Origin of the sequence: Pararhodobacter aggregans, from assembly GCF_003075525.1 — a bacterium.
Lineage (GTDB): Bacteria > Pseudomonadota > Alphaproteobacteria > Rhodobacterales > Rhodobacteraceae > Pararhodobacter > Pararhodobacter aggregans.
The window spans coordinates 13622-36303 of record NZ_QDDR01000013.1; the positions used below are offsets into that span (position 1 = coordinate 13622).

Sequence of the window (22682 nt, forward strand, 5' to 3'; positions counted from 1 at the left end):
CCTGCTTAGCGTTAAGGCGTTCAACGGGGGCTGGCCGCGATTCGGCTTGGCCCGGCCCTGTCATCGCAGGGTGGAAGGTGAGTTCATGTCCGAGACCGCATCGCGCAAACGCCTGTTCACCGAAGCCAACCGCCGCCGGCCCTGGACCGGCCGGGCGCGGCCGCGTCTTCTGGGCGGTCAGGCACAGGCCGCGGCGCAGCGGCTGAGCCGCCCGTCGATGAAGCCGCAGGTGCTGGGCTATCTGCAGTTCTGCGTCGATGTGCTCACCGTGGGACTGGCCGGGCGTCTGGCCTTCCCGCTGGTCGAGGAGGCGATCTTTTCCGACCTGCAACGGCTCGAGGTGATCTGGCTGGGCGCGCTCAGCGTGGCGCTGGTCGGCCGCATCGCCGGGGCCTATGGCTTTCGCTGCATGCGCAGCCTGTGGCGGGCGACGGCCACCGCGCTGGCCTCGCTGATTATCGGTCTGATGCTGTTGGCGGGGCTGCTCATCCTGGCGGGCCTGCCGCGCGGCATGGTCGAGGCCTGGATGCTCTTCTGGTTCATCGCCGCGGCCGGGTTCATGCTGACCTCCCGCGTGGCGATGGAATTGCGCATCGCCCATCTGGTGCAGACCGGGCGGCTGGAACATCGCATCGTGCTGGTCGGCGGCGGCGACACGCTGGAGCCCCTGGTGCGCGAGATCGACCGCGAGCGGCGGCGCGGCCGCAGGCTCTGTGCCTTTTTCGACGAACGGATGGACGACCGCTCGCCCGCCATGGTCGCGGGTCACCACAAGGCCGGGGATGTCGACGATCTGGTCGAATTCGCCCGTCTGGCCAAGATCGACACGGTCATCATCGCCATCCCCGCCGCCTCGCAACAGCGGATCCGCGAATTGCTGGGCCGGCTCTTCGTGCTGCCCGTGGATATCTGCGTGCTCGACGACGCCGAGATCCCGGAATTCTCGCGCAAGCGGCGCTCGCGCATCGGCCCGTTCAAGCTGATCGAGATCTACAAGCGCCCGATCGGCGGATTCGCCGCCGTGCAGAAACGGGCCTTCGACATCGTGCTGTCCCTGATCGCCATCGCCCTCTTTGCGCCGCTGATGCTGGCGGTGGGCATCGCGGTGCGGCTGGAAAGCCCCGGTCCCGCGCTCTTCCGCCAGAAGCGGCATGGCTACAACAACAAGCCCATCGAGGTGCTGAAATTCCGCTCGATGTACACCGACCAATGCGACCCCACCGCGGTCAAGGCGGTGCGGCGCGGCGATTCCCGCGTGACCCGGGTCGGGCGGTTCATCCGCCGTACCTCGATCGACGAATTGCCGCAGTTCTTCAACGTGCTGAAGGGCGATCTGTCGATGGTCGGACCCCGGCCCCACGCCCTGACCGCGCGCACCGGCGACATCGTCTATGACCAGATCACCGAGGCCTATTCGGCCCGCCACAAGGTCAAGCCCGGCGTCACCGGCTGGGCCCAGATCAGCGGCTGGCGCGGCGAGATGAACTCGCCCGAGAAGATCCGCGCCCGCATCGAGCATGACCTTTACTACATCGAAAACTGGTCGCTCTGGCTGGATCTGAAGATCGTTCTGCTGACACCCTGGAGCCTGGTCACCACGAAAAACGCCTATTGAGCGAAAACCCCGTCCCGGGCCCCATTCGCCCGTTGACTCTGGCGCTTCCATGCGTAAAAGGCGGGCTTCATAGGAATTCATCGGCAGCTGTTCGACTGCCGTGCGCAGGAGATACCGATGGCGAAGCCGACGACGATCAAGATCCGTCTGAATTCGACGGCGGGCACTGGCCACTTCTACGTGACCAAGAAAAACGCCCGGACGATGACTGAAAAGATGACCATCCGCAAATTCGACCCGGTGGTCCGTCAGCACGTGGAATACAAGGAAGGCAAGATCAAGTAAGATCCGCCTCCACTTCCGACTGGGGCCGTTCCTTCGGGGGCGGCCCTTTTCGTTTGCTCTGCCCCCCGATTGACGCCCTCCCGCCCGGGCGCTAGGACGGGCCCATGGAAAACACCCTGATCGTCGCATGCTTCTGGTGGCTGGCTCCCTGACAAGGCGGCCGGACCAGCAGATGTATCCCGAGGCCGCCGCTGGGGCGGCCTTTTTGTTTTCCTCGCGTCCCCCGCGGCCCTCTTCGTACCAAAGAGAAACGCACCATGGACAAACCCGTCATCCTCACCGGCGACCGCACCACCGGGCCGCTCCACATCGGCCATTACGCCGGATCGCTCGCCAACCGGCTGCGCTGTCAGCAGACGCATGAGCAATTCCTGCTGCTGGCCGATACCCAGGCGCTGACCGACAACGCCCATGACCCCGGCAAGGTGCGCCGCAACGTGATCGAGGTGGCGCTCGATTACCTCGCCGTCGGCATCGACCCGGCGCAATCGACGATCTGCCTGCAATCGCATCTGCCGGCGCTGGCCGAGCTGTCGATGCTCTACCTCAACTTCGTCACCGTCGCCCGGCTGGAGCGCAACCCGACCATCAAGGACGAGATCCGCGCCCGGGGATTCGGCCGCGACATTCCCGCGGGCTTCCTGTGCTACCCCGCCGCGCAGGCCGCCGACATCACCGCCTTCAAGGCCACCGTGGTCCCGGTGGGCGAGGATCAGGCGCCGCTGATTGAACAGACCAACGAGATCGTGCGCCGCATCAACGCCACTGCGGGCTGTCCGGTGCTGCCCGAGGCGCAGGCGGTGATCCCCGCCGCGGGGCGGCTGCCCGGCATCGACGGCAAGGCCAAGATGTCGAAATCGGGCGGCAATGCGATTGCCCTCTCGGCCTCGGCCGACCAGATCCGCAGCGCGGTGCGGGCCATGTTCACCGACTCCGACCACCTGCGCATCGAGGATCCGGGCCGGGTCGAGGGCAATGTCGTCTTCGCCTATCTTGACGCCTTCGACCCGGACCCCGACGGGCTGGCCGAGCTGAAGGCGCACTACCGGCGGGGCGGGCTGGGCGATGGCACCATCAAGGCCCGGCTCGAGGAGATCCTGCAGGCCCTGCTGGCGCCGATCCGCGCGCGCCGGGCAGAGCTCGCCACCGATCCGGGCTTTGTGGTCGAGGTGATCCGCCAGGGCACCGCCCGGGCCCGGGAACGGACCGAGGCGACGCGGCAGGAGGTGGTCGCGGCGCTGGGGCTCTTCCGGCTCTAGCCCCCCATGCGGAACCCGGCCCCCGGCTCGCGCGTTTTCCCCCATCGCAACCACTCTCAGGGAGAGAGAAAATGCCGAGCCAAGCCAAACCCGGATCGCAGACCAAGAAACCCGCCGAGGGCCAGCCCAAGGGCAAGGCCAAGATCATCTCGGAAGAGAACAAGGAAACCGGCAAGGGCAAGGGCGCCAAGCGCTGAGGCCCCGGTTCAGGGGCGGCGACGGGCCTTCCGCCGCCGCCTCCGAGCGGCTATGATAGCACAGGCATCCCCGGTGGGAGAGTGTTGACGAAATCTGAACGGCACAGAACAAGTCCCTGAATTCGCTGAACCCGCCACCCTGTCCCACACCTGGGACACTTGTTTCCGGCAGCCGATGCACAGCAGTTTCACCCTTCAGACCCAAGGCCCCGGCCTTTATGATCTCACCCCCCAGGTCGCCGCCTGGGTCGGCCGTTCGAAGCCCGACGAGGCGCTTCTGACGCTCTTCATCCGCCACACCTCGGCCAGCCTCCTGATCCAGGAGAACGCCGATGCGGATGTCCAGCGCGACCTCAAGACCTGGCTGAACCGGCTGGTCCCGCCCTCGAACGATCCCTCGATGCGCTGGATCACCCATACGCTGGAAGGCCCCGACGACATGCCCGCCCATATCAAGGCCGCGCATCTGCCGGTCAGCCTGCAGATCCCGGTGATCTCGGGCGAGATGGCGCTGGGAAGCTGGCAGGGGATCTATCTGGTCGAGCACCGGATGAAGCCCCACAAGCGGCAGGTCGTCGCCCTGTTGCGGTGAGCCTGGCCCTGCCCGCCCCTGCGCTGGCGCCCCTTTTGCTGGGCGCCAGCCTCACCGTCCGGGGCTGCACCGGCCGCATCGTCGAGACCGAGGCCTATACCCCGGACGACCCCGCCTCGCATTCCTTCCCCGGCCCGACCAGGCGCAACGCCGCCATGTTCGGCCCGCCGGGGCATGCCTATGTCTACCGGATCTACGGGCTGCACTGGTGCCTCAACGTGGTGGGCCTGCCCGGGCATGCCGTGCTGATCCGGGCGCTGGAGCCGCTGTCAGGGCTGGAGGCGATGCAGGCCCGCCGCGGTCCCGGCAAGCCGCTCTGCAAGGGCCCCGGCATGCTGGCCGAGGCGCTGGGGATCACCGGCGCGGATGACGCGCGCCCCTTCGACAGCGCCGATTTCAGCCTGACTCTGGACCCGCCCGAGGCCTACCTGACCGGCACCCGCATCGGCATCACCAAGGCCGCCGACTGGCCGCTGCGCTTCGGCCTCACGGGCTCGCGCCACCTGTCGCGGGGCTTTTGACGGCGGCCCCCTTGCCTTTCCCGACGAATCGTAATAGTTGAAGTTACATGAACCGCGACAGCCGCCTTTCCAACGTCCTTCACGCGCTCCTCCACATGGCGGAGCATGAGGGGCCGATGACCTCGGAAACCCTGGCCCTATGCATGCGCACCAATCCGGTGGTCGTGCGCCGGACCATGGGCCTTTTGCGCGACAAGGGCATCGTGGCCTCGGCCCGGGGCAAGGCGGGCGGCTGGACCATCGCCGCGGATCTGGCGCAGATCAGCCTGCGCGACCTCTACGACGCGTTGGGCGAACCGGCGATCTTCGCCATCGGCCACCGCAGCGACAACCCCGATTGCCTGGTCGAACAGGCGGTCAACGCGGCCCTGGGCGACGCTTTCGCCCAGGCCGAGGCGCAATTGATGACACGGTTCGGCGCCGTCTCTCTGGCCGATCTGGCCGAGGATTTTGCCCGGCGCCACCGACAGGTCCGACAACACAGGGATTGACCAATGTACGACGTGATCGTGGTAGGCGGCAGCTATGCCGGGATGGCGGCTGCGCTGCAATTGCTGCGCGCCAGACGCCAGGTGCTGGTGATCGACGCGGGCCAGCGGCGCAACCGCTTTGCCAGCCATTCGCACGGTTTCCTGACGCAGGACGGCGAGGATCCGGCGGTCATCGCCGCCACCGCCCGCGCGCAATTGCAGCGCTATCCCACGCTGTCCTGGCGCAAGGGTGCCGTGACCAGCGTCAGTGGCGCCAAGGACCGGTTCGAGGTCACAACCGAAGACGGCGAGCGTCTGGCCTCCCGCCGGGTGATCCTGGCCACCGGCCTTGCCGACACGCTGCCCCAGATCCCGGGACTGGCCGAACGCTGGGGCAAATCGGTGTTTCACTGCCCCTATTGCCACGGCTATGAGCTGGATTTCGGCCGCATCGCCCTGATCGCCAACGGGCCCGAGGCGATCCATCACGCCCCGCTCTTCACCGAGTTCGGTCAGGCGACGCTGCTGACCAACGCCCTCGTCCCGCTGGAGCCCGAGACCTGCCGCACCCTCACCGACCGGGGCCTGACGCTGGAGGGCCGGGCGATCCTCGAGGTGGCGGGCCCGCTGGAGGGGCCGGTCGAGGTGCGGTTCCAGAGCGGCGAGCCCCTCAGCTTCGCCGGCCTCTTCGTCGCCACCAAGACCCGGCCCGCCAGCCTGCCCGCCGAAGCTCTGGGCGTGGCGATGGAAGAGACGCCGATGGGCGTGCAATACCGCACCGACGGGTTCAAGGAGACGTCGATCCCCGGCCTCTATGCCTGCGGCGACGCGGCGCGCGTGCCGCATTCCGTCTCGCTGGCGGTCGGCGACGGGGCCTGGGCGGGGGCGATGGTGCACCGCTCGCTGGTCTTCGATCCCGCCCTCTGAGCCGCAAGTGGCGGGTTTCCGGCGCGGATTCCCGCCGCTGGCGCAGATTTTTGCGCCTGTGGGCGCTAACGTCCCGACGCCGCCATTGCCGCGTCACCAAGGCCCGCGTATCCAAGGCGCCAGCAGTCAATCCAAAGGGGACCCGCCATGCGCGCCACCAAAACCGTTCAGCGAATCCTGGCCAATTACGAGGGGGAAACCCCCGGCGTGAAGGCCAATCTGGCCCGCATGCTGATGGAGGGCAAGCTGGGCGGCACCGGCAAGATGATTATCCTGCCGGTGGACCAGGGTTTCGAGCACGGGCCCGCCCGCAGCTTCGCCCCGAACCCGGCGGGCTATGACCCCCATTACCATTACCAGCTGGCCATCGACGCGGGCCTCAGCGCCTATGCGGCACCCCTGGGGCCGCTGGAAGCGGGCGCCGACACGTTCGCCGGGCAGATCCCGACCATCCTGAAGGTGAACTCGTCCAATTCGCTGATGTCGTCCTCGGCGCCGAAGAACCAGGCGGTGACGGCCTCGGTGGATGACGCGCTGCGCATCGGCGCCTCGGCCATCGGCTTCACCATCTACCCGGGCTCGGACAGTGCTCTCGACATGTTCGAAGAGATCGTCGAGATGCGCAAGGAAGCCGCGGCCAAGGGCATCGCCACGGTGATCTGGTCCTATCCGCGCGGCGAGGGCATCTCGAAGGACGGCGAGACGGCGATCGACGTGGCGGCCTATGCCGCGCATATCGCGGCGCTCTTGGGCGCGCATATCATCAAGATCAAGCTCTCGACCGACCATGTCATGCAGCCCGAGGCCAAGAAGGTCTACGACAAGGAAGGCATCGACATCTCGACCCTGTCGGCGCGCGTGAAGCATTGCGTGCAATCCTCGTTCAACGGCCGCCGGATCATCGTCTTTTCGGGCGGTGCGGCGAAGGGCACGGACGCGGTCTATGACGACGCCCGCGCGATCCGCGACGGCGGCGGCAACGGCTCGATCATCGGCCGGAACTCGTTCCAGCGCTCGCGCGAGGATGCGCTGGCGATGCTGGGCAAGCTGGTCGACATCTACAAGGGCAAGGCCTGAGCCTTCCCGACACCATGCGAAAGGGGGCCGCGAGGCCCCCTTTTTTCATGCCGTGACCTGTGGGTGTCAGCCGCCGTTGCCCTCGGCCGGCGCGTCCGCGGCGGGCGCCGTATCCGGCTCGACCAGCACCCCCTGATCCCAGCGGCCCGAGACGATCTGCCCCGCGGCATAGGTCAGCCGACCCTGCCCCACGCGCTGGCCATCGACGAACTGGCCGACATAGACATCGCCCGTGGGATAGGTGGCGGTGCCCTGCCCCTCGATCCGGCCGCCGCGCCAGTCGCCGGTATAGGTGAAGCCATCGGCAAGGGTGATCGTGCCCTGCCCCTCGCGCTCGCCCCCCACGAAACCGCCCTCGTAACGGGTGCCGTCCGGGTAGGTCATGACGCCCTGCCCCTCACGCAGACCGGCCTCGAAGGCGCCGACATAGACCCGGCCATCGGGGTATTCCATGCGGCCCTGGCCCTGCGGCTGACCGGCGCGGAAGCTGCCTTCGTAGATCAGCCCCTCGGCCATGCGGGCGCGGCCCTGGCCCTCGATCCGGCCCTCGGACCAGGCGCCGGTGTAGCCGGTGCCATTGGCATAGGTGATGGTGCCCTCGCCATCGGGCACGCCGTCACGGAACCGGCCATCGTAGCGCGCGCCATCGGGGGCGGTCATCACGCCGGCGCCGGTGATGCGGTCGGCGACCCATTCCCCGGAATAGACATAGCCATCCGCCGTGGTCAGGCGGCCCCGGCCCTGGCGCAGGTCATCGACGAAATCGCCCTCGTAGATCGCGCCATCGGCCATGAGCAGGCGCCCCACGCCCTGCAGCATGCCCTGCACGAAGCTGCCCTCGCGCCGGTCGCCGCCGGGCAGCGTCAGGACGCCCGCGCCGTTGAGCATCCCCTCGGACCATTCGCCGTCATAGATCGTGCCATCGGGCCGCGTCAGCCGCCCCTCGCCATGCCGCTGATCGGCGAGCATGCCGCCGGTATAGACCGAGCCGTCCGGGTAGGTGATCGTGCCCTGCCCCTCGCGCAGGCCATGCTGCCACTCGCCATCGTAGCGCAGACCACCGGGGCGCTCCATCACGCCGCGCCCATGCGGCTGGCTGTCGTCGAAATTGCCCGTATAGACCACGCCCGTCACATAGCGCCGCGTGCCTTCGCCCATGATACGGCCCGCGTCCCAATTGCCCTCGTAGGACGAGCCATCGGCAAAGACCATGCGGCCCGCGCCATGGGGGCGTCCGTCCTCGAACAGCCCCTCATAGACCGAACCGTTGGGATAGCGCGCGGTGCCGGTGCCGGTGATCTGGCCGTGTTCCCACGAGCCGGTGTATTCGAACCCGTTGGGCAGCCGGTAGGTCCCCTGCCCGTGCTGCAGCCCGTCGAGGAAGGTCCCCTCGTAGATCCCGCCATCGGCGTATTGTCGGGTGATGACCTCGGACAGATCCTGCGACAGTGCGGGCCCCGCCGCGGGCAATGCGAGCGCGAGCATCAGGGCAGTGACGAGAGGTGCTTTCATGGTCCTTGCCATCGTGGCGCCCGGGAGGCTCCCCGCGGCGTCTCAAACCTAGTGTAAAGGCTGATGAAAAGACAAGCGGGCAGGCCGCGATTCACCGGTGCCCGGTCGGGAACCCGCCTGCCTGCCGGTGCAACCGGCCGGCCGAGCCCCGGTTCCTCTGGCGCCGCCCGCAGCAGATCCCGAAAACACCGCGGCCGCCCTTCGCAACGAGGGACGGCCGGGGAAGATCGGGTCGGAAGGCGGTTCAGCCCGCGTGAACGCTCGGCGCTTCCAGCGCGCCGAAGCCGTAATGCCTGAGCCAGCGCAGGTCCGATTCGAAGAAGGCGCGCAGGTCAGGGATGCCGTATTTCAGCATCGCCATCCGGTCGATCCCCATGCCGAAGGCGAAGCCCTGCCATTGGTCGGGGTCGATCCCGCCCGCGCGCAGCACCTTGGGATGCATCATGCCCGAGCCCAGCACCTCCAGCCAGCCATCGCCCTCGCCCACGCGCAGCTGCCCGTTGACCCAGGAACACTGGATATCGACCTCGGCCGAGGGCTCGGTGAAGGGGAAATGCGAGGCGCGGAAGCGGGTCTTCACCTTGGTGCCGAAATAGGCGGTGAAGAATTCCTCGAGCACCCACTTGAGGTTCGCCATCGAGATGTCGCGGTCGATGGCCATGCCCTCGATCTGGTGGAACATCGGCGCATGCGTCTGGTCCATGTCCATCCGGTAGACCCGGCCCGGCGCAATCACCCGGATCGGCGCGCCCTGCTCCTGCATGGCGCGGATCTGCACCGGCGAGGTATGGGTGCGCAGCACATGCGGCGGACGGTTGTCGCCGGGCGCGCGATGCATGAAGAACGTGTCATGCTCCTGCCGCGCCGGATGCTCGGGCGCGATGTTGAGCGCGTCGAAATTGTACCAGTCGGTCTCGATCTGCGGCCCTTCGGCCACGGCAAAGCCCATATCGGCGAAGATCGCCGTGCATTCCTCGGTCACCTGGCTGACCGGGTGGATCGTGCCGCGCGGACGGTGGCGGGCGGGCAGCGTGACGTCCAGCCACTCGGCCTTGAGCCGCTCGTCGAGCGCCGCATCCTCCATCGCCGCCTTGCGCGCGCGCAGCGCCGCGTCCAGCTCGTCCTTCAGGACGTTGAGCGCCTTGCCATAGGTCTGGCGCTCCTCGGGCGACATCTGGCCCAGCTCGCGCATCTTCAGGCTGATCTCGCCTTTCTTGCCCAGGGCAGCGAGGCGGACCTCCTCCAGCTGGGCGGCGTCGGCGGCACCGGCAATCCGGGCGAGATAGGTGTTGCGCAGGTCTTCCATCCGAGCCTCCTGAACTCCGCGCCCCTGCTATCCGTGACGTGGCGTGATTGCAAGCGCACAGCCTTGTTGCCGCGGGGGCGGCGGGCAAGAATGGCGCGGTTCGGGCAGGAGGATCCCATGACGCACCCATCCAAGGTTCCGGCCAATCCCTGGCTGGTGCTCGCGGGCCTGTCGCTGGGCGTGCTGGTGACCAACGGCTTCGGCCGCTTCGCCTATGGGCTGATCCTGCCGGCGATGCGCGCCGATCTCGACTGGACCTATGCTCAGGCGGGCTGGCTGAACACCGCCAATGCGCTGGGCTATATCGCCGGGGCCGTGGGCACCATGCTGGCGCTGAGGCGCCGCGGCCCGGCGGGGCTGTTTGCGCTGGGGCTGGCGGTGACGGCGGTGGCGCTGGTCGCGACCAGCGCCCTGCCCGCGCTCTGGTGGCAGAGCCTGTGGCGCTTCCTGACCGGGCTTTTCGGCGCGCTGTCCTTCTCTACCGCCGGGGCGCTGGCGGCGCGGCTCTGGGCCGACAACCCGCGGCTCAACGCGCTGGGGATCGCCATCCTCTTCGGCTCGGGCGGCGGCTCGGCCATCGTGCTCTGCGGCGCCACCCTGCCGCCGATGCTGGCCGCATGGGGCGACGGGTCCTGGCGCTGGGCCTGGGTGATCGTCGGCGTCCTGAGCCTGGCTATGGCGCCACTGGGCCTGTGGGCGGCGCGTCGCGCCCCCGTGCCCCCCAGGCGCGAGGTCAGCGCGCCGCCTCTGCCCTCCGGGCGGATGCTGGCGGAATACGCGGGCTACGCGGGTTTCGGGCTGGGCTATATCGTCTATCTCACCTTCCTCTCGGCCTGGATGAAGGAACAGGCCGCCTCGCCCCTGCAGGTGGCGCTGGTCTGGGTGCTGCTGGGCGGCTGCATCACCCTCTCGCCGATGCTCTGGCGGGGCGTCTTCGCTCGACATGCCTCGGGCCGGCCGCTGGCCATGGTCCTGAGCGGCATCGCGCTGGGCTCGGCCCTGCCGGTCCTCTGGCCCACGCTGCCGGGGCTGGTGGTTTCCGCCGTGATCTTCGGCAGTTGCGTATTCATGGCCCCCTCGGCGGTGACCAATTTCTCGCGCAAGAACCTCCCGCCCGAGAGCTGGGGCAGCGCCATCTCGCTCTTCACCGTGGTCTTCGCCGTGGCCCAGACCATCGGCCCCTATGCCGCGGGCGCATTGGGCGATCTGACGGGCAGCATCGGCACCAGCCTCCTCGCCGCCTCGGCGATCCTCCTGGCCGGCGCGGCGGTCGCGGCGCTGCAAAAGCCACTCTAGCCCCGCCGAGCCCGTTCACGGCATCTTAAGACGCCGCGTGTTCTCCTGATCCCCCACCGATGGGAGAGCTGAAGGGAAGCCTGCGCATGCCTGACCGGACGAGTGATCGCCTGCTCCAACTCGCGCCCTTCGTGACGATCGGGCTGGTCGTGGCCGGGTTGATCGCCAATCTGGCCGGCGGGCCGCGCCCGGGACCGGCCCTGTCGCTGCCGACCGCGCTGGCCTATGCCCTGCTGGCAATCCTTTGGCATCAGGACCTGACACGGCCCGCGCATCGGCGCCACCCGCGGCTGACCCTGATCCTGGCCCCGGCCATCGCCGCCCTCTGCCTGCTGACCCTCGCCGACCGCTGGACCGGGATCCTCGGCGGCACGCTCGACGCGGCGGTACGGACCGCCGAGCTGGGCCAGTTCGGCCTCAACGGCCATGTGTCGAGCAAATCGCTCCTCTTCATCGCCGCCTGCGCTCTTGCGCTCCTCGGCACGCGGCGCAACCGTCCTCTGGCGAGCCTGTTCGTGCTGGCGCTGCTGGCGATCTGCAACGTGGCGGTGGTCGATCTGGCGATGGCCGGGGCGCTGTGGGACCGCGAATTGTCGGTCTGGTCGACGCTGGCGGCCTTCACCCTGACGCTCGCCGCCACCCTGCGCCTGCGCGAGCGCAGCCTCTTCTCCCCCCTCTTCCTGCCCGGCCCCGCCGGCATGGCGCTGCGCCTCATGGCCGGGCTCTCGCTGGTCATGCCGATGCTGGCGGGCTGGATCTATGCCTATCTGATGGCCCCCAAACCGCAGGAGGTCGATCTCATCGCCAAGCTTCTCGGCGGGCTGGGCTGGGTGATGTTCCAGATGACCTTCCTTCTGGGCTTGATCATCGCCCGTCAGCTGCGCAAGACCGAAGCGACCGCGCAGCGGGACCCACTGACCGGGCTGCTGAACCGGGCCGGGATCGCCGCGGCAGTGCGGGGGGTCAAGGCGGATGTCGCGGGCGTCCTGATGACCGAGGTCGATGGCTTCGCCGGCCTGAACGACGCGCTCGGTAATCCGAGGGGCGAAACGCTCCTGCGCGATATCGCGGCGGCGATCCGGGCCGAGATGCCGGAAGACGACGCGATCATCGGCCGCCTGTGGAACGACGAATTCCTGATCGTCGTGCCGAACCTGGTGCTGCCCCAGCTGGAGCAGCGGGCCGAGGCATTGCGGCAGGCCGTCGCCCGCCTGCCGCCTCTGGCGACCGGCGAAGGGCTGCACCACCCTCGGCTCACGGTCGGCTGTGCGACCTACATTCCATCCAGAATGTCTTTCAACGCGCTGCTGAACGACGCCGACAGTGCCCTGCACTGGGTCACCACCGCCCGCCGCGACTGGTTCACGGAGGCGGAAGCGACGGATCAGGCCCCGCCTGCCTCCCCGCCGGAGGACGCAAGCGCGGTCCCCGCAGCGGCGGCCCGGGCGCGCTGAGGGCTAAGGGGCCTCGGCCATCAGGGTCTTGGCGCGGGCAGGCCTCAGCGCTGCGGCGCGCTCAGATGGGCGATCACCGCTTGCGCGGTCTCCGCGTCACGCACGCGGAGCGAGACTTCGCCCTTCGGCGTGACATGGGCCGTCGGGAAGGCGGCGCGCACGGCGTCGGTTTCGACCAGGCGGTCGCGGAACGCGGGCTTGCGGAAGTACCACAGCACCCATTCCTCGTTCAGCACGGCCGAGAAATACCAGAAATCCCCGTCCTCGATGCGCAATTCATGGGCGATGAAGCCCTTGGATGTCGCCCGCGCGGTCAGCCCGCCCGGATACTCGGCATGGGCGAAGGCGGTGAAAGCATCGCGCACGCCCCCCGCAGGGGCATGCGCGACATGGGTCTCGAAGTCGTCGGGATTGAGGAGCAAGGTCACTGATCCAGGAACGAGCGCAGCTTGCGGCTACGGCTCGGATGTTTGAGCTTCCGCAGAGCTTTGGCTTCGATCTGCCGGATCCGTTCGCGGGTCACGCTGAACTGCTGGCCGACCTCTTCGAGCGTGTGGTCGGTGTTCATGCCGATGCCGAAGCGCATCCGCAGAACCCGCTCCTCGCGCGGGGTGAGCGAGGCCAGAACCCGCGTCGTCGTCTCGCGCAGGTTCTCCTGAATGGCGGAATCGAGGGGCAGAACGGCGTTCTTGTCCTCGATGAAATCGCCAAGCTGGCTGTCTTCCTCGTCGCCGATCGGCGTCTCCAGGCTGATCGGCTCCTTGGCGATCTTCAGCACCTTGCGGACCTTGTCGAGCGGCATCTGCAGCTTCTCGGCCAGTTCCTCGGGCGAGGGCTCGCGGCCGATCTCGTGCAGGATCTGGCGCGAGGTGCGCACCAGCTTGTTCATCGTCTCGATCATGTGGACCGGGATACGGATGGTCCGCGCCTGATCGGCGATCGAGCGGGTGATGGCCTGCCGGATCCACCAGGTGGCATAGGTCGAGAACTTGTAGCCGCGACGATACTCGAACTTGTCGACGGCCTTCATCAGGCCGATGTTGCCTTCCTGAATGAGATCAAGGAATTGCAACCCGCGGTTGGTGTATTTCTTGGCAATCGAGATCACCAGACGCAGGTTGGCCTCGACCATTTCCTTCTTGGCCTGACGCGCTTCCTTCTCGCCCTTCTGCACCTGGCTGACGATGCGGCGGAATTCCGAGATGTCGACGCCGACGTAGCGGCCGACCTCGGCCATGTCCTCGCGCAGCTCGACCACCTTGTCGCCGTGCCGCTCGAACAGCGTCGCCCAGCCGCGGCCCTTGGCCTTGGCCATCCGGTCGCACCAGGTCGGGTCCAGCTCGTAACCGCGGTATTCGTCGATGAATTCGCGGCGGTTGATCCGGGCGGCATCGGCAATCTTCACCATCGCCGAATCGATGGTCATGATCTTCTTGTTGATGCCGTAGAGCTGGTCGATCAGCGCCTCGATCCGGTTGTTGTGCAGGTGAAGCGAGTTCACCAGCTCGACGATTTCCGAGCGCAGCTTCTGATAGGCGGTCTCTTCGGCGGCGGAAAAGCGGGCCTTTTCCTGCAGCGTTGCCTGCATCCGCTGATGCTGCATCTCTTCCAGCATGTCGTAGTCGCGGGCGATCTGGTCCAGCGTCTCCAGCACGCGGGGCTTGAGCGAGGATTCCATCGCCGCAAGCGACATGCTCGACTGGTCGAAATCGTCGTCGTCCTCGTCCGAACTGGAGATCGGATTGCCGTCGGCGTCGAGTTCGGGTTCCGCCCGGCGGGCCGCGCGCGGCTGGCCGTCGCTGTCGGCGCCACCGACGCCTTCGACCACCGGGCCGTCCTCGTCGTCGTCCAGCGCATTGCCGAAGGTCGCCTCGAGGTCGATGACCTCGCGCAGCAACACCTCTTCGGACAGGAGTTCGTCGCGCCAGATGATGATCGCCTGGAAGGTCAGCGGGCTTTCGCAAAGCCCGGCAATCATCGTGTTGCGACCGGCCTCGATCCGCTTGGCGATGGCGATCTCGCCCTCGCGGCTCAGCAGTTCGACCGAGCCCATCTCGCGCAGGTACATGCGCACCGGGTCATCGGTGCGGTCCAGCGTCTCGCTGCCGCCCGAGGCCACGACCAGTTCGGTCGAGCCCGAAGCGGTGGCTTCCGGCGCGTCGGGGGTTTCCCCCTCTTCGGCTTCTTCTTCTTCGACGACGTTGATGCCCATTTCCGAGAGCATGGACATGACGTCCTCGATCTGCTCGGACGAGACCTGATCCGGCGGCATCACCTGGTTGAGTTGCTCATAGGTGATGAACCCCCGCTCGCGTGCGGCGGCGATCATGCGCCGGACCGAGGCCTGGCTCATGTCGAGGGTAAATTCGCTGTCCTGATCTTCGGGCTTCGCGTCGTCGGTATCTTTGGCGACCATGGTTCCTCCGGGCAGGGGACGAGGCGTGATTCGGCTTTTTCACAGAGATAGCCCTTGGGCGGGCCGAATCACAGGGGGCGTGGCAAGATTCACTGATTCGGGGGCCGCCGACTCACGGCGGCCCGGGTCTTCGCTTCTTTTTCACCCAGACCTGGGCGTCGATAAGAGACTGAAGTTGCGCCGCAAGCTCGGCGCGGTCCTCGCCCAGATCGGTCGTTGATTCGTTGCTCGCACCGCGTCCGGCACGGTCCAGCGCCGCCGCCGTCTGGCCAAGCCGCCAGGTCAGCGTGTCGTCGGGGATGTCCTCGATCTCGGCGGCGAGTTCGTTCAGCTCGCGCTTGAGAGCGCGGCGCGAAAGCAACACCTGGAAGTCCTCGGTCAGGCAATTGCGCACGAAATCGGGCGCAACCTCGGGGCGCAGCATCGGTGCGATGGCCACATGCGGCAGCGCATGCAGTGTCGCCAGCGCCTCGCCCGCGCGCTCGGCCAGCACCTCGCGGCTGGGGGCCGGGTCCTCGTGTGCGGCGGCAAGCAGCACGGCCTGCAGGCGGCGGTGATCCTCGCGCCGGGGCTCCAGATCGACCAGCGGTCCGTCAAAATCGGTAATCAGGACGGGATGGGCGAACAGCGTGGCCAGGATCAGCGCCTCGCGCAGATCCTCGTCCGCGCCCTCGGCCCCGGCGGCCAGCAACGAGCCGCGGGTGCCGGGCAAGGGGGCGGTGGATCCCCCGCCCTTCTTGTCCCAGCCCTTCTTGTCCCAGCTGCCCTTGCGACCCGGACGGAACCCGCCGCCGCTGTCGCCGGAAAAGAGCGTCCGGCGCTGCTGGCGGAAATCCTCGGCGTAATGCTCGCGCAGGTTCGGGTCGGTGATGCGGTTCAGCATCTCGCGCAGGCGCCGGTCCAGCGCCGCGCGCCGTTCCGGGCTGTCGAAGACCTGGCCCTGGATCTCGCGGTCCCACAAGAGCCGGGCCATGGGCACGGCACGGTCGAGCACCGCCTTCATCGCGCCCGCGCCCTGCGCCTTTATCAGGTCGTCGGGGTCCTGCCCGCCGGGCAGCAGGGCAAACCGCAGCCCCTGCCCCGCCGTGACCAGCGGCAGCGCCAGATCGGCCACCCTGAGCCCGGCCCGCAGCCCTGCCGTGTCACCATCGAGCGCGATCACCGGCTCTTCATGGAGGCGCCACATCAGGCGCAGCTGATCCTCGGTCACCGCGGTGCCGAGGGGCGCCACCGCGCCCTCGAAGCCCGCGTTGACCAAGGCGATCACGTCCATATAGCCCTCGGCCACGATCAGCGGCTGGCCCTTGCCGGTGGCATTGCGGGCGGGCGCGTGGTTGAAGAGCGCGTTGCCCTTGTGGAAAAGCGGCGTCTCGGGCGAATTCAGATACTTGGCCCGCGCATTCGGGTCCATCGACCGGCCACCGAAGGCGATGCAGCGCTCGCGCCCGTCGCGGATCGGGAACATGATGCGGCCCCGGAACCGGTCATAGGGCGCGCCGCCGCCGTCGGGCGTGGCGCAGAGCCCGGCCTCGATAATCAGCTCGGGTGCGATCCCGGCCTGCGTCAGGTGCTGGAACAGCGCCTGCCGCTGATCGGGGGCAAAGCCGATCTCCCAGCGTTCGCGCTGCTGGGCGCTGAGCCCGCGCCGGTCGAGATAGGCCCGCGCCTCGGCCGCCTGGGCACCGTTCAGCTGCATGCGGTAGAAGCGGACCGCCTTTTCCATCACCTCGACCAGCGTGGTGCGCCGGTCGTCGCGCTGGCGCTGGCCGGGGTCGCGGGCGGGCATGGTCATCCCGGCCTCGCGCGCCAGCGTCTCCACCGCCTCCATGAAGCCGAGGTTCTGGGTTTCCTGAATGAACTTCAGCGCGTCACCCTTCGCCTGACAGCCGAAGCAATAGTAATAGCCCTTGCGGTCGTCGACGTGGAACGAGGCGGTCTTTTCATGATGGAACGGGCACGGCGCCCAGAGGTCGCCCTTGCCCTGGTTCGACTTCCGCAGATCCCAGGTCACGGCACGGCCGACCACCTGCGCGATGGACACGCGCGAGCGCAGTTCCTCCAGAAATCCGGGCGGCAGCGACATGAATTCCGGCTCTCGGGGTTGTTGGACCCATCATATAGGACGCGGCGGGCTGCCGCGCCACCATTGTGCGATCACGCTTTCCGCCGCGCCCTGCATCCGGGCCCCGGGGTGGCGGCAGAGGCTCAGGAAACGAACGGGGACCCGAAGGTCCCCGCAGCGTCCCGGTCCGGTCATTCCGCCGCCGCGTCGGGGGCGGGCTCGGTCGGTGCCTTGGGCTTGCGACTGCGCGGGGCGCGCGGCTTTTTCGGCGCGGCCGCGGCATCCGAGGGCGCCTCGGCTGCCGGAGCCTCGGGGACCTCGGCCTCGGGGGCCTTGGCTTCGGGAGCCTTGGGTTCGCGGACCCTGGGTTCACGGGCCCGGCTCTCGCGGGGCTGAGTTTCCCGGGCCTGAGCCTCGCCCGGAGCCGCCGTGGGCGCCATCACCTCGGGCTGGTCGCTGCGCCGCGATTCCGGCGTTTCGACCAGCATCGACTCGGGTTCGGCGGGGGCATCGTCGCGCGGATCGCTCGATTCGCGCTGCTGGCGGCGTTCCTCGAAGCGGCGGTTGCGCTCCTGCTTCCAGGACGGGCGCTGGTCACCCTCGCCTTCGCCACCCTCACCGCGCTGATCCCGCGGCTCGTTGCGGCGGTTCTGCTGGTTGTTCTGGTGGCCCTGGCCGCCGTTGTTGTTCTGGTTGCTGGCGTTCTGGCCGCCATTGTTCTGGCCGTTGTGGTTCTGGGCGTTTCCGCCCTGCCCACCGCCATTCTGGCCGTTGTTCTGGCCGCCGTTGCCGGGGTTCTGGCCGCCCTGGAACTGCTGGTCGCGCCGCTGTTCGGCCTCACGCGCCAGTTCGGCCTGGGCCTCGTTCAGCATGCGGGTGTAATGCTCCGCGTGCTGGAGGAAATTCTCGGCCGCGACCCGGTCACCCGAGAGCTGGGCATCCCGCGCGAGCACCGAATACTTGTCGATGATCTGCTGCGGAGTGCCACGCACCTTGCCCTCCGGGCCCGACGAATCGAACACCCGGTTGACGATGTTGCCCAGCGAGCGCGGACGGTTCTGTTTGGAGCGCGAACGTTTGTTCGATGGTCTCATGAAATCGAGTTCCGGCCTTGGTCGGGTCGCTTGACCCCAAGGCTTCGCCCGAAAGGGCGCGTCAGGGTCAGTCAGTCTGGATTAGCGTGCTCTGGGGCGAAGCGACAAGCGGTGCGACCACTCCCGGCACACCCCGGACTAACCACGCGCCCGGGATCGAGACAAGCCCGAAAGTGGAAAAAACCTGTGAACATCGGCGTCTTTTCGCACAAACGTGGCGGAAAAGGCGCAGAACCGGCCTAGCGGGGCCAATGCGCCGAAACCACGCGGTCACGGCCGTCGAAATCGGGGTGCAGGGCGATTCCCTGCAATCCGGCCGCCGCCATCAGCCCGGCGACCGCCGCGCCCTGGGTCGGCCCGATCTCGACCATCAGCCGACCGCCCGGGGTCAGATGCGCCCCGGCGCCCCGGGCAATGGCGCGATAGGCATCGAGCCCGTCGCCCCCCGGGGTCAGCGCCATCCGCGGCTCGCGCAGCACTTCGGGCGAAAGCTCCGCCATCTCGGCCTCGGCGATATAGGGCGGGTTCGAGACGATCAGATCGAACCGCCCCTCCACCGGCCCGAACCAGTCGCCCTGCCGGAACGCCGCGCGCGCGCTCAGCCCCAGGGTGGCGGCATTCCCCTCGGCCACGGCCAGCGCCGCGGGCGACAGGTCGCAGCCCAGCCCCCGCGCCGCGGGACGCTCGGCCAGCAGCGTCAGCAGGATCGCCCCCGACCCGGTGCCGAGGTCGAGGACCCGCGTGAAGGGCGCGCCCAGCGCCTCGGCGATCAGCGTCTCGGTCTCCGGGCGCGGGTCCAGCACATCGGCGGTGACGTGGAACCCGCGCCCCCAGAAGAGCCTGCGCCCGGTGATATGGCTGACCGGCTCGCGCGCCGCCCGGCGGGCGATGGCCTCCCCGAACGCCACCTGTTCCGCCCCGGCCGGATCGCGCAGGACCAGCGTCAGGCGGTCGGGCGCGATGCCCAGCGCATGGGCCAGCAGCAGCCGCGCATCGCGGGGCGCGTCGGCGATCCCGGCGGCGTCCAGCCGCTGGATGGCCTGCGCCAGCGCCTCGCGCAAGATCATCGGGCAATCCCTTGGAAACCCGGGGCGCTCATGCCTCCAGCTCCGCCAGCCGCTCGGCCTGGTCCTGGGCGATCAGCGGCTCGACGACACCATCCAGATCGCCGCCCAGGATCTGCGGCAGCGCATAGAGCGTCAGGTTGATCCGGTGATCGGTCAGCCGGCCTTGCGGGAAATTATAGGTGCGGATGCGTTCCGAGCGATCGCCCGACCCCACCTGCGCCTTGCGGTCGGCGGCGCGGGCATCGGCCTGCTTGCGGCGCTCCAGATCAAAGAGCCGGGCGCGCAGCACCTCCATGGCCAGACGCCGGTTCTGGTGCTGCGATTTCTCGGCCGAGGTGACGACGATGCCGCTGGGCAGGTGGGTGATCCTGACCGCCGAATCGGTGGTGTTGACGTGCTGGCCGCCCGCGCCCGAGGCCCGCATCGTGTCGATGCGGATGTCGCTGTCGGGGATCTGCAGGTCGACCTCGCTCGCCTCCGGCAGGACGGCGACGGTCGCGGCCGAGGTATGGATGCGCCCGCCCGATTCGGTGACCGGCACGCGCTGCACCCGGTGGACACCCGATTCGAACTTGAGCCGGGCAAAGACCCCCTCGCCCACCACCCGCATCACCGCCTCGCGCAGGCCGCCAAGCTCGGTCGCGGTCTCGGAAATCACCTCGCAGCGCCAGCCTTTCAGATCGGCATAGCGCTGGTACATCCTGAGGAGATCCGCGGCGAAAAGCGCCGCCTCCTCGCCGCCGGTGCCCGGCCGGATCTCCAGGATCGCGGGCCGCCCGTCGGCGATGTCACGCGGCAGCAGGGCGATCTTCAGCTCGGCCTCCAGCGCCGGGATCGTCTCGTCCAGCGCTGCCAGTTCCTCCTGCGCCAGCGCTTTCATCTCGGGATCGGCCAGCAGTGCCTCGGCCTCGGCCTTTTGCGCCAGCGCAACGCGCCAGGCGGCAATCGCCGCGACCACCGGCTTCAACCCCTGATATTCGCGCCCGATCTCGGCAAGCGCCGCGGGGTCGGCCCCGGCGGCGAGCTGCGCTTCGAGATACTCGAAGCGCCGGGTGATCTGGTCAAGCGTGTCACGGGGCAGCATGGGCCGGGTTTGCCGCCCAAGCCCCGGCGCGTCAAGGGGCCAGCCTGCCGCCTTCTTTGTTCCCTAAATATCCTCGGGGGTATCCAAAGGGGGTGGAAAACCCCCTTTGGCGGGGGGTGCGGGGGGCTGGCCCCCCGCCGCCGGTCGCCCGAGAAGCCCGCGCCAGCGGGGGCCGAGGGCGAAACCCCTCGGCGCCGCCTCACATCCCGGCCAGAGCCCGCAGCGCACCCCAGATCTGGCTCGATTGCACCGTGACCTCGGCCGTGCTGCCGACCGGCGCGGTCAGCGGGCGTTCGGGGCGGATCTCGACCCGGGCGTAGCGACCGGCGGCAAAGACATCGTCGTCGAGCCCGGCATAGCCCGGCCAATGCGGATCGAAACTCACCCGCTCGACGGTGCCTGCCATCGAGGTGCCATCGGCCAGCCGGATCCGCGCATGGTTGCCGACCGCGACCTCGCGCGCCTCGTTGCCCAGCAGCAGCGCATGCACGCTCGCCGCCTCACCGGCGGTCAGGACGGCCAGCGGCATGCCGGGGTCGACCCAATCGCCGTTGTGATGGTTGAGCGTCAGCACCGTGCACTCGCAGGGCGACAGGATCGGCGCGCCGGGCTGGCCCTCGCCGGGCGGAACCGGCATGGCGGCGAGTTCGGCGGCGATGACGGTGAGGCGCAGATCGGCGGCGTCGAGCGCGCGTGCATTCTCCTGCGCCGCGCCCTCGGTCTCGCCCAGCGCCGCCTGCACCGCGCGCTCGCGCAGCGTCTCGCGCTCGGCGCTGAGCGTCGCCTGTTCGGCCAGCAGCGCCTGACGGCGGCGGCCGGTCTCGGTCAGCGAGAAGTCGATATCGGTCTGGCGGATGGTGCCCAGACGCTCGCCCAGCGCCACGGCCCGGCCCTCGGTCACGCTCAGATCGGTGACGAAGCCGGCTTCGGGCGCCCCCATCTCGGTGGCGGCGACGGTGACCGCACCGAAGCGCGAGGCGATCGAGGATTGGGCGTTCCAATAGACCCCGCCCGCGATCAGCGCGGCCAGCGCCAGCGACAGCCTGAGGCCGATGGCAAAGCCGCTGCGGGGCTTGCGGGGGTCGGCTTGCGGCGCCTCGGCCACCGGCGCAGCGGCGGCGGCCGGGCTTTTCGGCTTCGGCTGCAGGACCGGCGAGGGATAGGGCCAGGCCTCGGCTTCGGGCTGACGGGGGGCAGGCGCGGGCGGCGGGGCGTAAGGCGGCGGCGGGGCGTAGTGTTGCGGAGCCTGGGGCGGCAGGGCGGCGTCGGTTTCCTCGAACATCTCGGCCAGCGCCCGGGCCTGATTGGCCAGCGCGTGTTCGGCGATGCGGCGCAGGACTTCGGCCTGCGCGGGTTCGAGGTCGATGAAGGCATAACGCGCCGGGCGCACGCCGGGATCGGTCTCGGCCGCGACCTGCACCTGCAGGGCCAGCCGCGTCACCCCCCGGGCGATCATCAGCGTCACGTCGGTGATCGGCGCCTCCTCGGCGCCCGGCAGCGGCGCGGCGAGGGTGAAGCCGTAGACGCTCCAGGTCTGGGTCGCGTATTCGAGGCCGCGGAAGGCCACCGCCATCGGCTCCCGCACCAGACCGGCGCCGCGCTGGGCGGCGGCACGGCGCGGTGAGGCGGGCTGGCGGGCAGCGCTGCGGGCTTCGGCCGCGTCGTTTTCCCAATCCTGCAGCGAGGCGCCGCGCGGAGCGGAGGACGCGGCAGAGGACGGGACCGCATGGCGAAACGGCGCCTGCTCGGCGAAGCTCGGGGCGGGCATGGCGCCGGGATAGGCGGCCTCGGCCTCGTATTCCGGCTCGAAGCCCGCTTCGGGCACGGAGCCCGGGTAGCTCGCCTCCAGCCCCGCGGGCTGGGCGGCCACGGCCTGCCCCCCGGCGTGGCGGTGATAGACCGGACCGGCGATGGCGTGGTCGTAGCCGGTGTCGCCCCCCACGGCCAATGCCTGGCGCTGGAAGCCGTAGCCGGGAATGTAATGCTCGACCGGGGCGCGCAGGGCCTCGGCCTGCGGTGCCTGCGCGACCGTGCGGACCATCGGGCGCGATGCGGCGAGGGGCTGCAGCACCGGATCGGGCGCCGTCAGGCGCGCGGCGATCTCCTGCTCGGCGCGTTCGGGGGTGCGGGGCGTTTCGGGCGCGCGGGCCACGGGCGCGGCGGCGCGGGGCGCCGGGGCGGGCTGTCGGCGCGGATAGACCGGCGGCTGCACGATGGGCGGCAGCTCGCGCGTCGGCCGGTCGGGCTTGGCGCCGCCCAGATCGAGGAAATCCTCGGGATCGAAGGGATCACGCCCCATGGCGGCCTCCGATCGCAAGGGGGGCAGAGGGGCGCAGCCCCCCCAGGCAGGGGCCCGCCATGCGCCGCCCGGTCAGGCACGGACCCTGGCGGAGGAGATGGATCGAAAGCGCGGCCATGCCCGAACTCGCCTCAAAGATGTGGAAGCCC

The 22682-nt window shown here is 69.0% G+C and carries 20 protein-coding genes; 11 read left to right on the forward strand and 9 right to left on the reverse strand.

The genetic code is table 11. The features are described 5' to 3' along the window. The first annotated feature begins 85 nt into the window (after positions 1-85). The 9 genes from DDE23_RS20200 to DDE23_RS20235 all read left to right on the forward strand — a co-directional run bounded on the left by DDE23_RS20200 (position 86) and on the right by DDE23_RS20235 (position 6943). Complete coding sequence (locus tag DDE23_RS20200) at positions 86-1615, forward strand: undecaprenyl-phosphate glucose phosphotransferase (RefSeq protein ID WP_107754901.1); 1530 nt, start codon at positions 86-88, stop codon at positions 1613-1615. A 117-nt stretch (positions 1616-1732) separates the two neighbouring features. Further along, complete coding sequence (gene rpmG / locus DDE23_RS20205; protein ID WP_068303983.1) at positions 1733-1900, forward strand: 50S ribosomal protein L33; 168 nt, start codon at positions 1733-1735, stop codon at positions 1898-1900. A 257-nt stretch (positions 1901-2157) separates the two neighbouring features. Continuing rightward, a complete protein-coding gene (trpS, locus tag DDE23_RS20210) occupies positions 2158-3159 on the forward strand; it encodes a tryptophan--tRNA ligase (RefSeq protein ID WP_107754902.1) in 1002 nt (333 codons plus the stop codon). A gap of 71 nt (positions 3160-3230) precedes the next feature. Further along, positions 3231-3356, forward strand: a complete 126-nt coding sequence (locus DDE23_RS25770; protein ID WP_272947891.1) for a hypothetical protein — start codon at positions 3231-3233, stop codon at positions 3354-3356. A 175-nt stretch (positions 3357-3531) separates the two neighbouring features. Next, complete coding sequence (locus DDE23_RS20215; protein ID WP_107754903.1) at positions 3532-3948, forward strand: secondary thiamine-phosphate synthase enzyme YjbQ; 417 nt, start codon at positions 3532-3534, stop codon at positions 3946-3948. Next, on the forward strand, positions 3945-4469 hold the full coding sequence (locus DDE23_RS20220) for a DNA-3-methyladenine glycosylase (RefSeq protein ID WP_107754904.1): 525 nt from the start codon (positions 3945-3947) through the stop codon (positions 4467-4469). The genes DDE23_RS20215 and DDE23_RS20220 overlap by 4 nt, the downstream gene beginning before the upstream one ends. Positions 4470-4516: 47 nt before the next feature. Beyond that, positions 4517-4960 (forward strand): Rrf2 family transcriptional regulator, encoded by a 444-nt coding sequence (locus DDE23_RS20225; RefSeq protein ID WP_107754905.1) that lies wholly within the window; start codon positions 4517-4519, stop codon positions 4958-4960. 3 nt (positions 4961-4963) lie between these two features. Next, positions 4964-5866, forward strand: a complete 903-nt coding sequence (locus DDE23_RS20230) for an NAD(P)/FAD-dependent oxidoreductase (protein ID WP_107754906.1) — start codon at positions 4964-4966, stop codon at positions 5864-5866. Between the two features lie 147 nt (positions 5867-6013). Further along, entirely contained in the window at positions 6014-6943 is a 930-nt protein-coding gene (locus DDE23_RS20235; RefSeq protein ID WP_107754907.1) for a class I fructose-bisphosphate aldolase, read from the forward strand. A 66-nt stretch (positions 6944-7009) separates the two neighbouring features. Here DDE23_RS20235 and DDE23_RS20240 read toward each other — a convergent pair whose 3' ends face one another. Together DDE23_RS20240 and pheS are read right to left on the reverse strand one after the other, a co-directional pair. Beyond that, positions 7010-8455, reverse strand: a complete 1446-nt coding sequence (locus DDE23_RS20240) for an MORN repeat-containing protein (protein WP_238150070.1) — start codon at positions 8453-8455, stop codon at positions 7010-7012. Positions 8456-8699: 244 nt separating this feature from the next. Further along, entirely contained in the window at positions 8700-9761 is a 1062-nt protein-coding gene (gene pheS / locus DDE23_RS20245; protein ID WP_107754909.1) for a phenylalanine--tRNA ligase subunit alpha, read from the reverse strand. A 117-nt stretch (positions 9762-9878) separates the two neighbouring features. Between pheS and DDE23_RS20250 the strand changes: the two genes are divergently transcribed. Together DDE23_RS20250 and DDE23_RS20255 are read left to right on the forward strand one after the other, a co-directional pair. After that, positions 9879-11057 (forward strand): YbfB/YjiJ family MFS transporter, encoded by a 1179-nt coding sequence (locus tag DDE23_RS20250; RefSeq protein WP_107754910.1) that lies wholly within the window; start codon positions 9879-9881, stop codon positions 11055-11057. Between the two features lie 86 nt (positions 11058-11143). Beyond that, the gene (locus tag DDE23_RS20255; RefSeq protein WP_107754911.1) at positions 11144-12511 is read left to right on the forward strand and encodes a GGDEF domain-containing protein; all 1368 of its coding nucleotides are present in this window, start codon (positions 11144-11146) and stop codon (positions 12509-12511) included. Between the two features lie 44 nt (positions 12512-12555). On the opposite strand, the gene DDE23_RS20260 is transcribed toward DDE23_RS20255, so the two are convergent. From DDE23_RS20260 to DDE23_RS20290, 7 genes are all read right to left on the reverse strand, one after another. Continuing rightward, on the reverse strand, positions 12556-12933 hold the full coding sequence (locus DDE23_RS20260; RefSeq protein ID WP_107754912.1) for a hypothetical protein: 378 nt from the start codon (positions 12931-12933) through the stop codon (positions 12556-12558). 2 nt (positions 12934-12935) lie between these two features. Beyond that, on the reverse strand, positions 12936-14927 hold the full coding sequence (gene rpoD, locus DDE23_RS20265) for an RNA polymerase sigma factor RpoD (RefSeq protein ID WP_107754913.1): 1992 nt from the start codon (positions 14925-14927) through the stop codon (positions 12936-12938). 112 nt (positions 14928-15039) lie between these two features. Further along, positions 15040-17010, reverse strand: a complete 1971-nt coding sequence (gene dnaG, locus DDE23_RS20270) for a DNA primase (protein ID WP_107754914.1) — start codon at positions 17008-17010, stop codon at positions 15040-15042. A gap of 170 nt (positions 17011-17180) precedes the next feature. Then, a complete protein-coding gene (locus DDE23_RS20275; RefSeq protein ID WP_107754915.1) occupies positions 17181-18083 on the reverse strand; it encodes a DUF4167 domain-containing protein in 903 nt (300 codons plus the stop codon). A gap of 239 nt (positions 18084-18322) precedes the next feature. Continuing rightward, the gene (gene prmC / locus DDE23_RS20280) at positions 18323-19150 is read right to left on the reverse strand and encodes a peptide chain release factor N(5)-glutamine methyltransferase (protein WP_107754916.1); all 828 of its coding nucleotides are present in this window, start codon (positions 19148-19150) and stop codon (positions 18323-18325) included. A gap of 28 nt (positions 19151-19178) precedes the next feature. Then, a complete protein-coding gene (prfA, locus tag DDE23_RS20285) occupies positions 19179-20234 on the reverse strand; it encodes a peptide chain release factor 1 (protein WP_107754917.1) in 1056 nt (351 codons plus the stop codon). Between the two features lie 199 nt (positions 20235-20433). Next, on the reverse strand, positions 20434-22533 hold the full coding sequence (locus DDE23_RS20290; RefSeq protein WP_107754918.1) for an HlyD family secretion protein: 2100 nt from the start codon (positions 22531-22533) through the stop codon (positions 20434-20436). Positions 22534-22682: the final 149 nt, after the last annotated feature.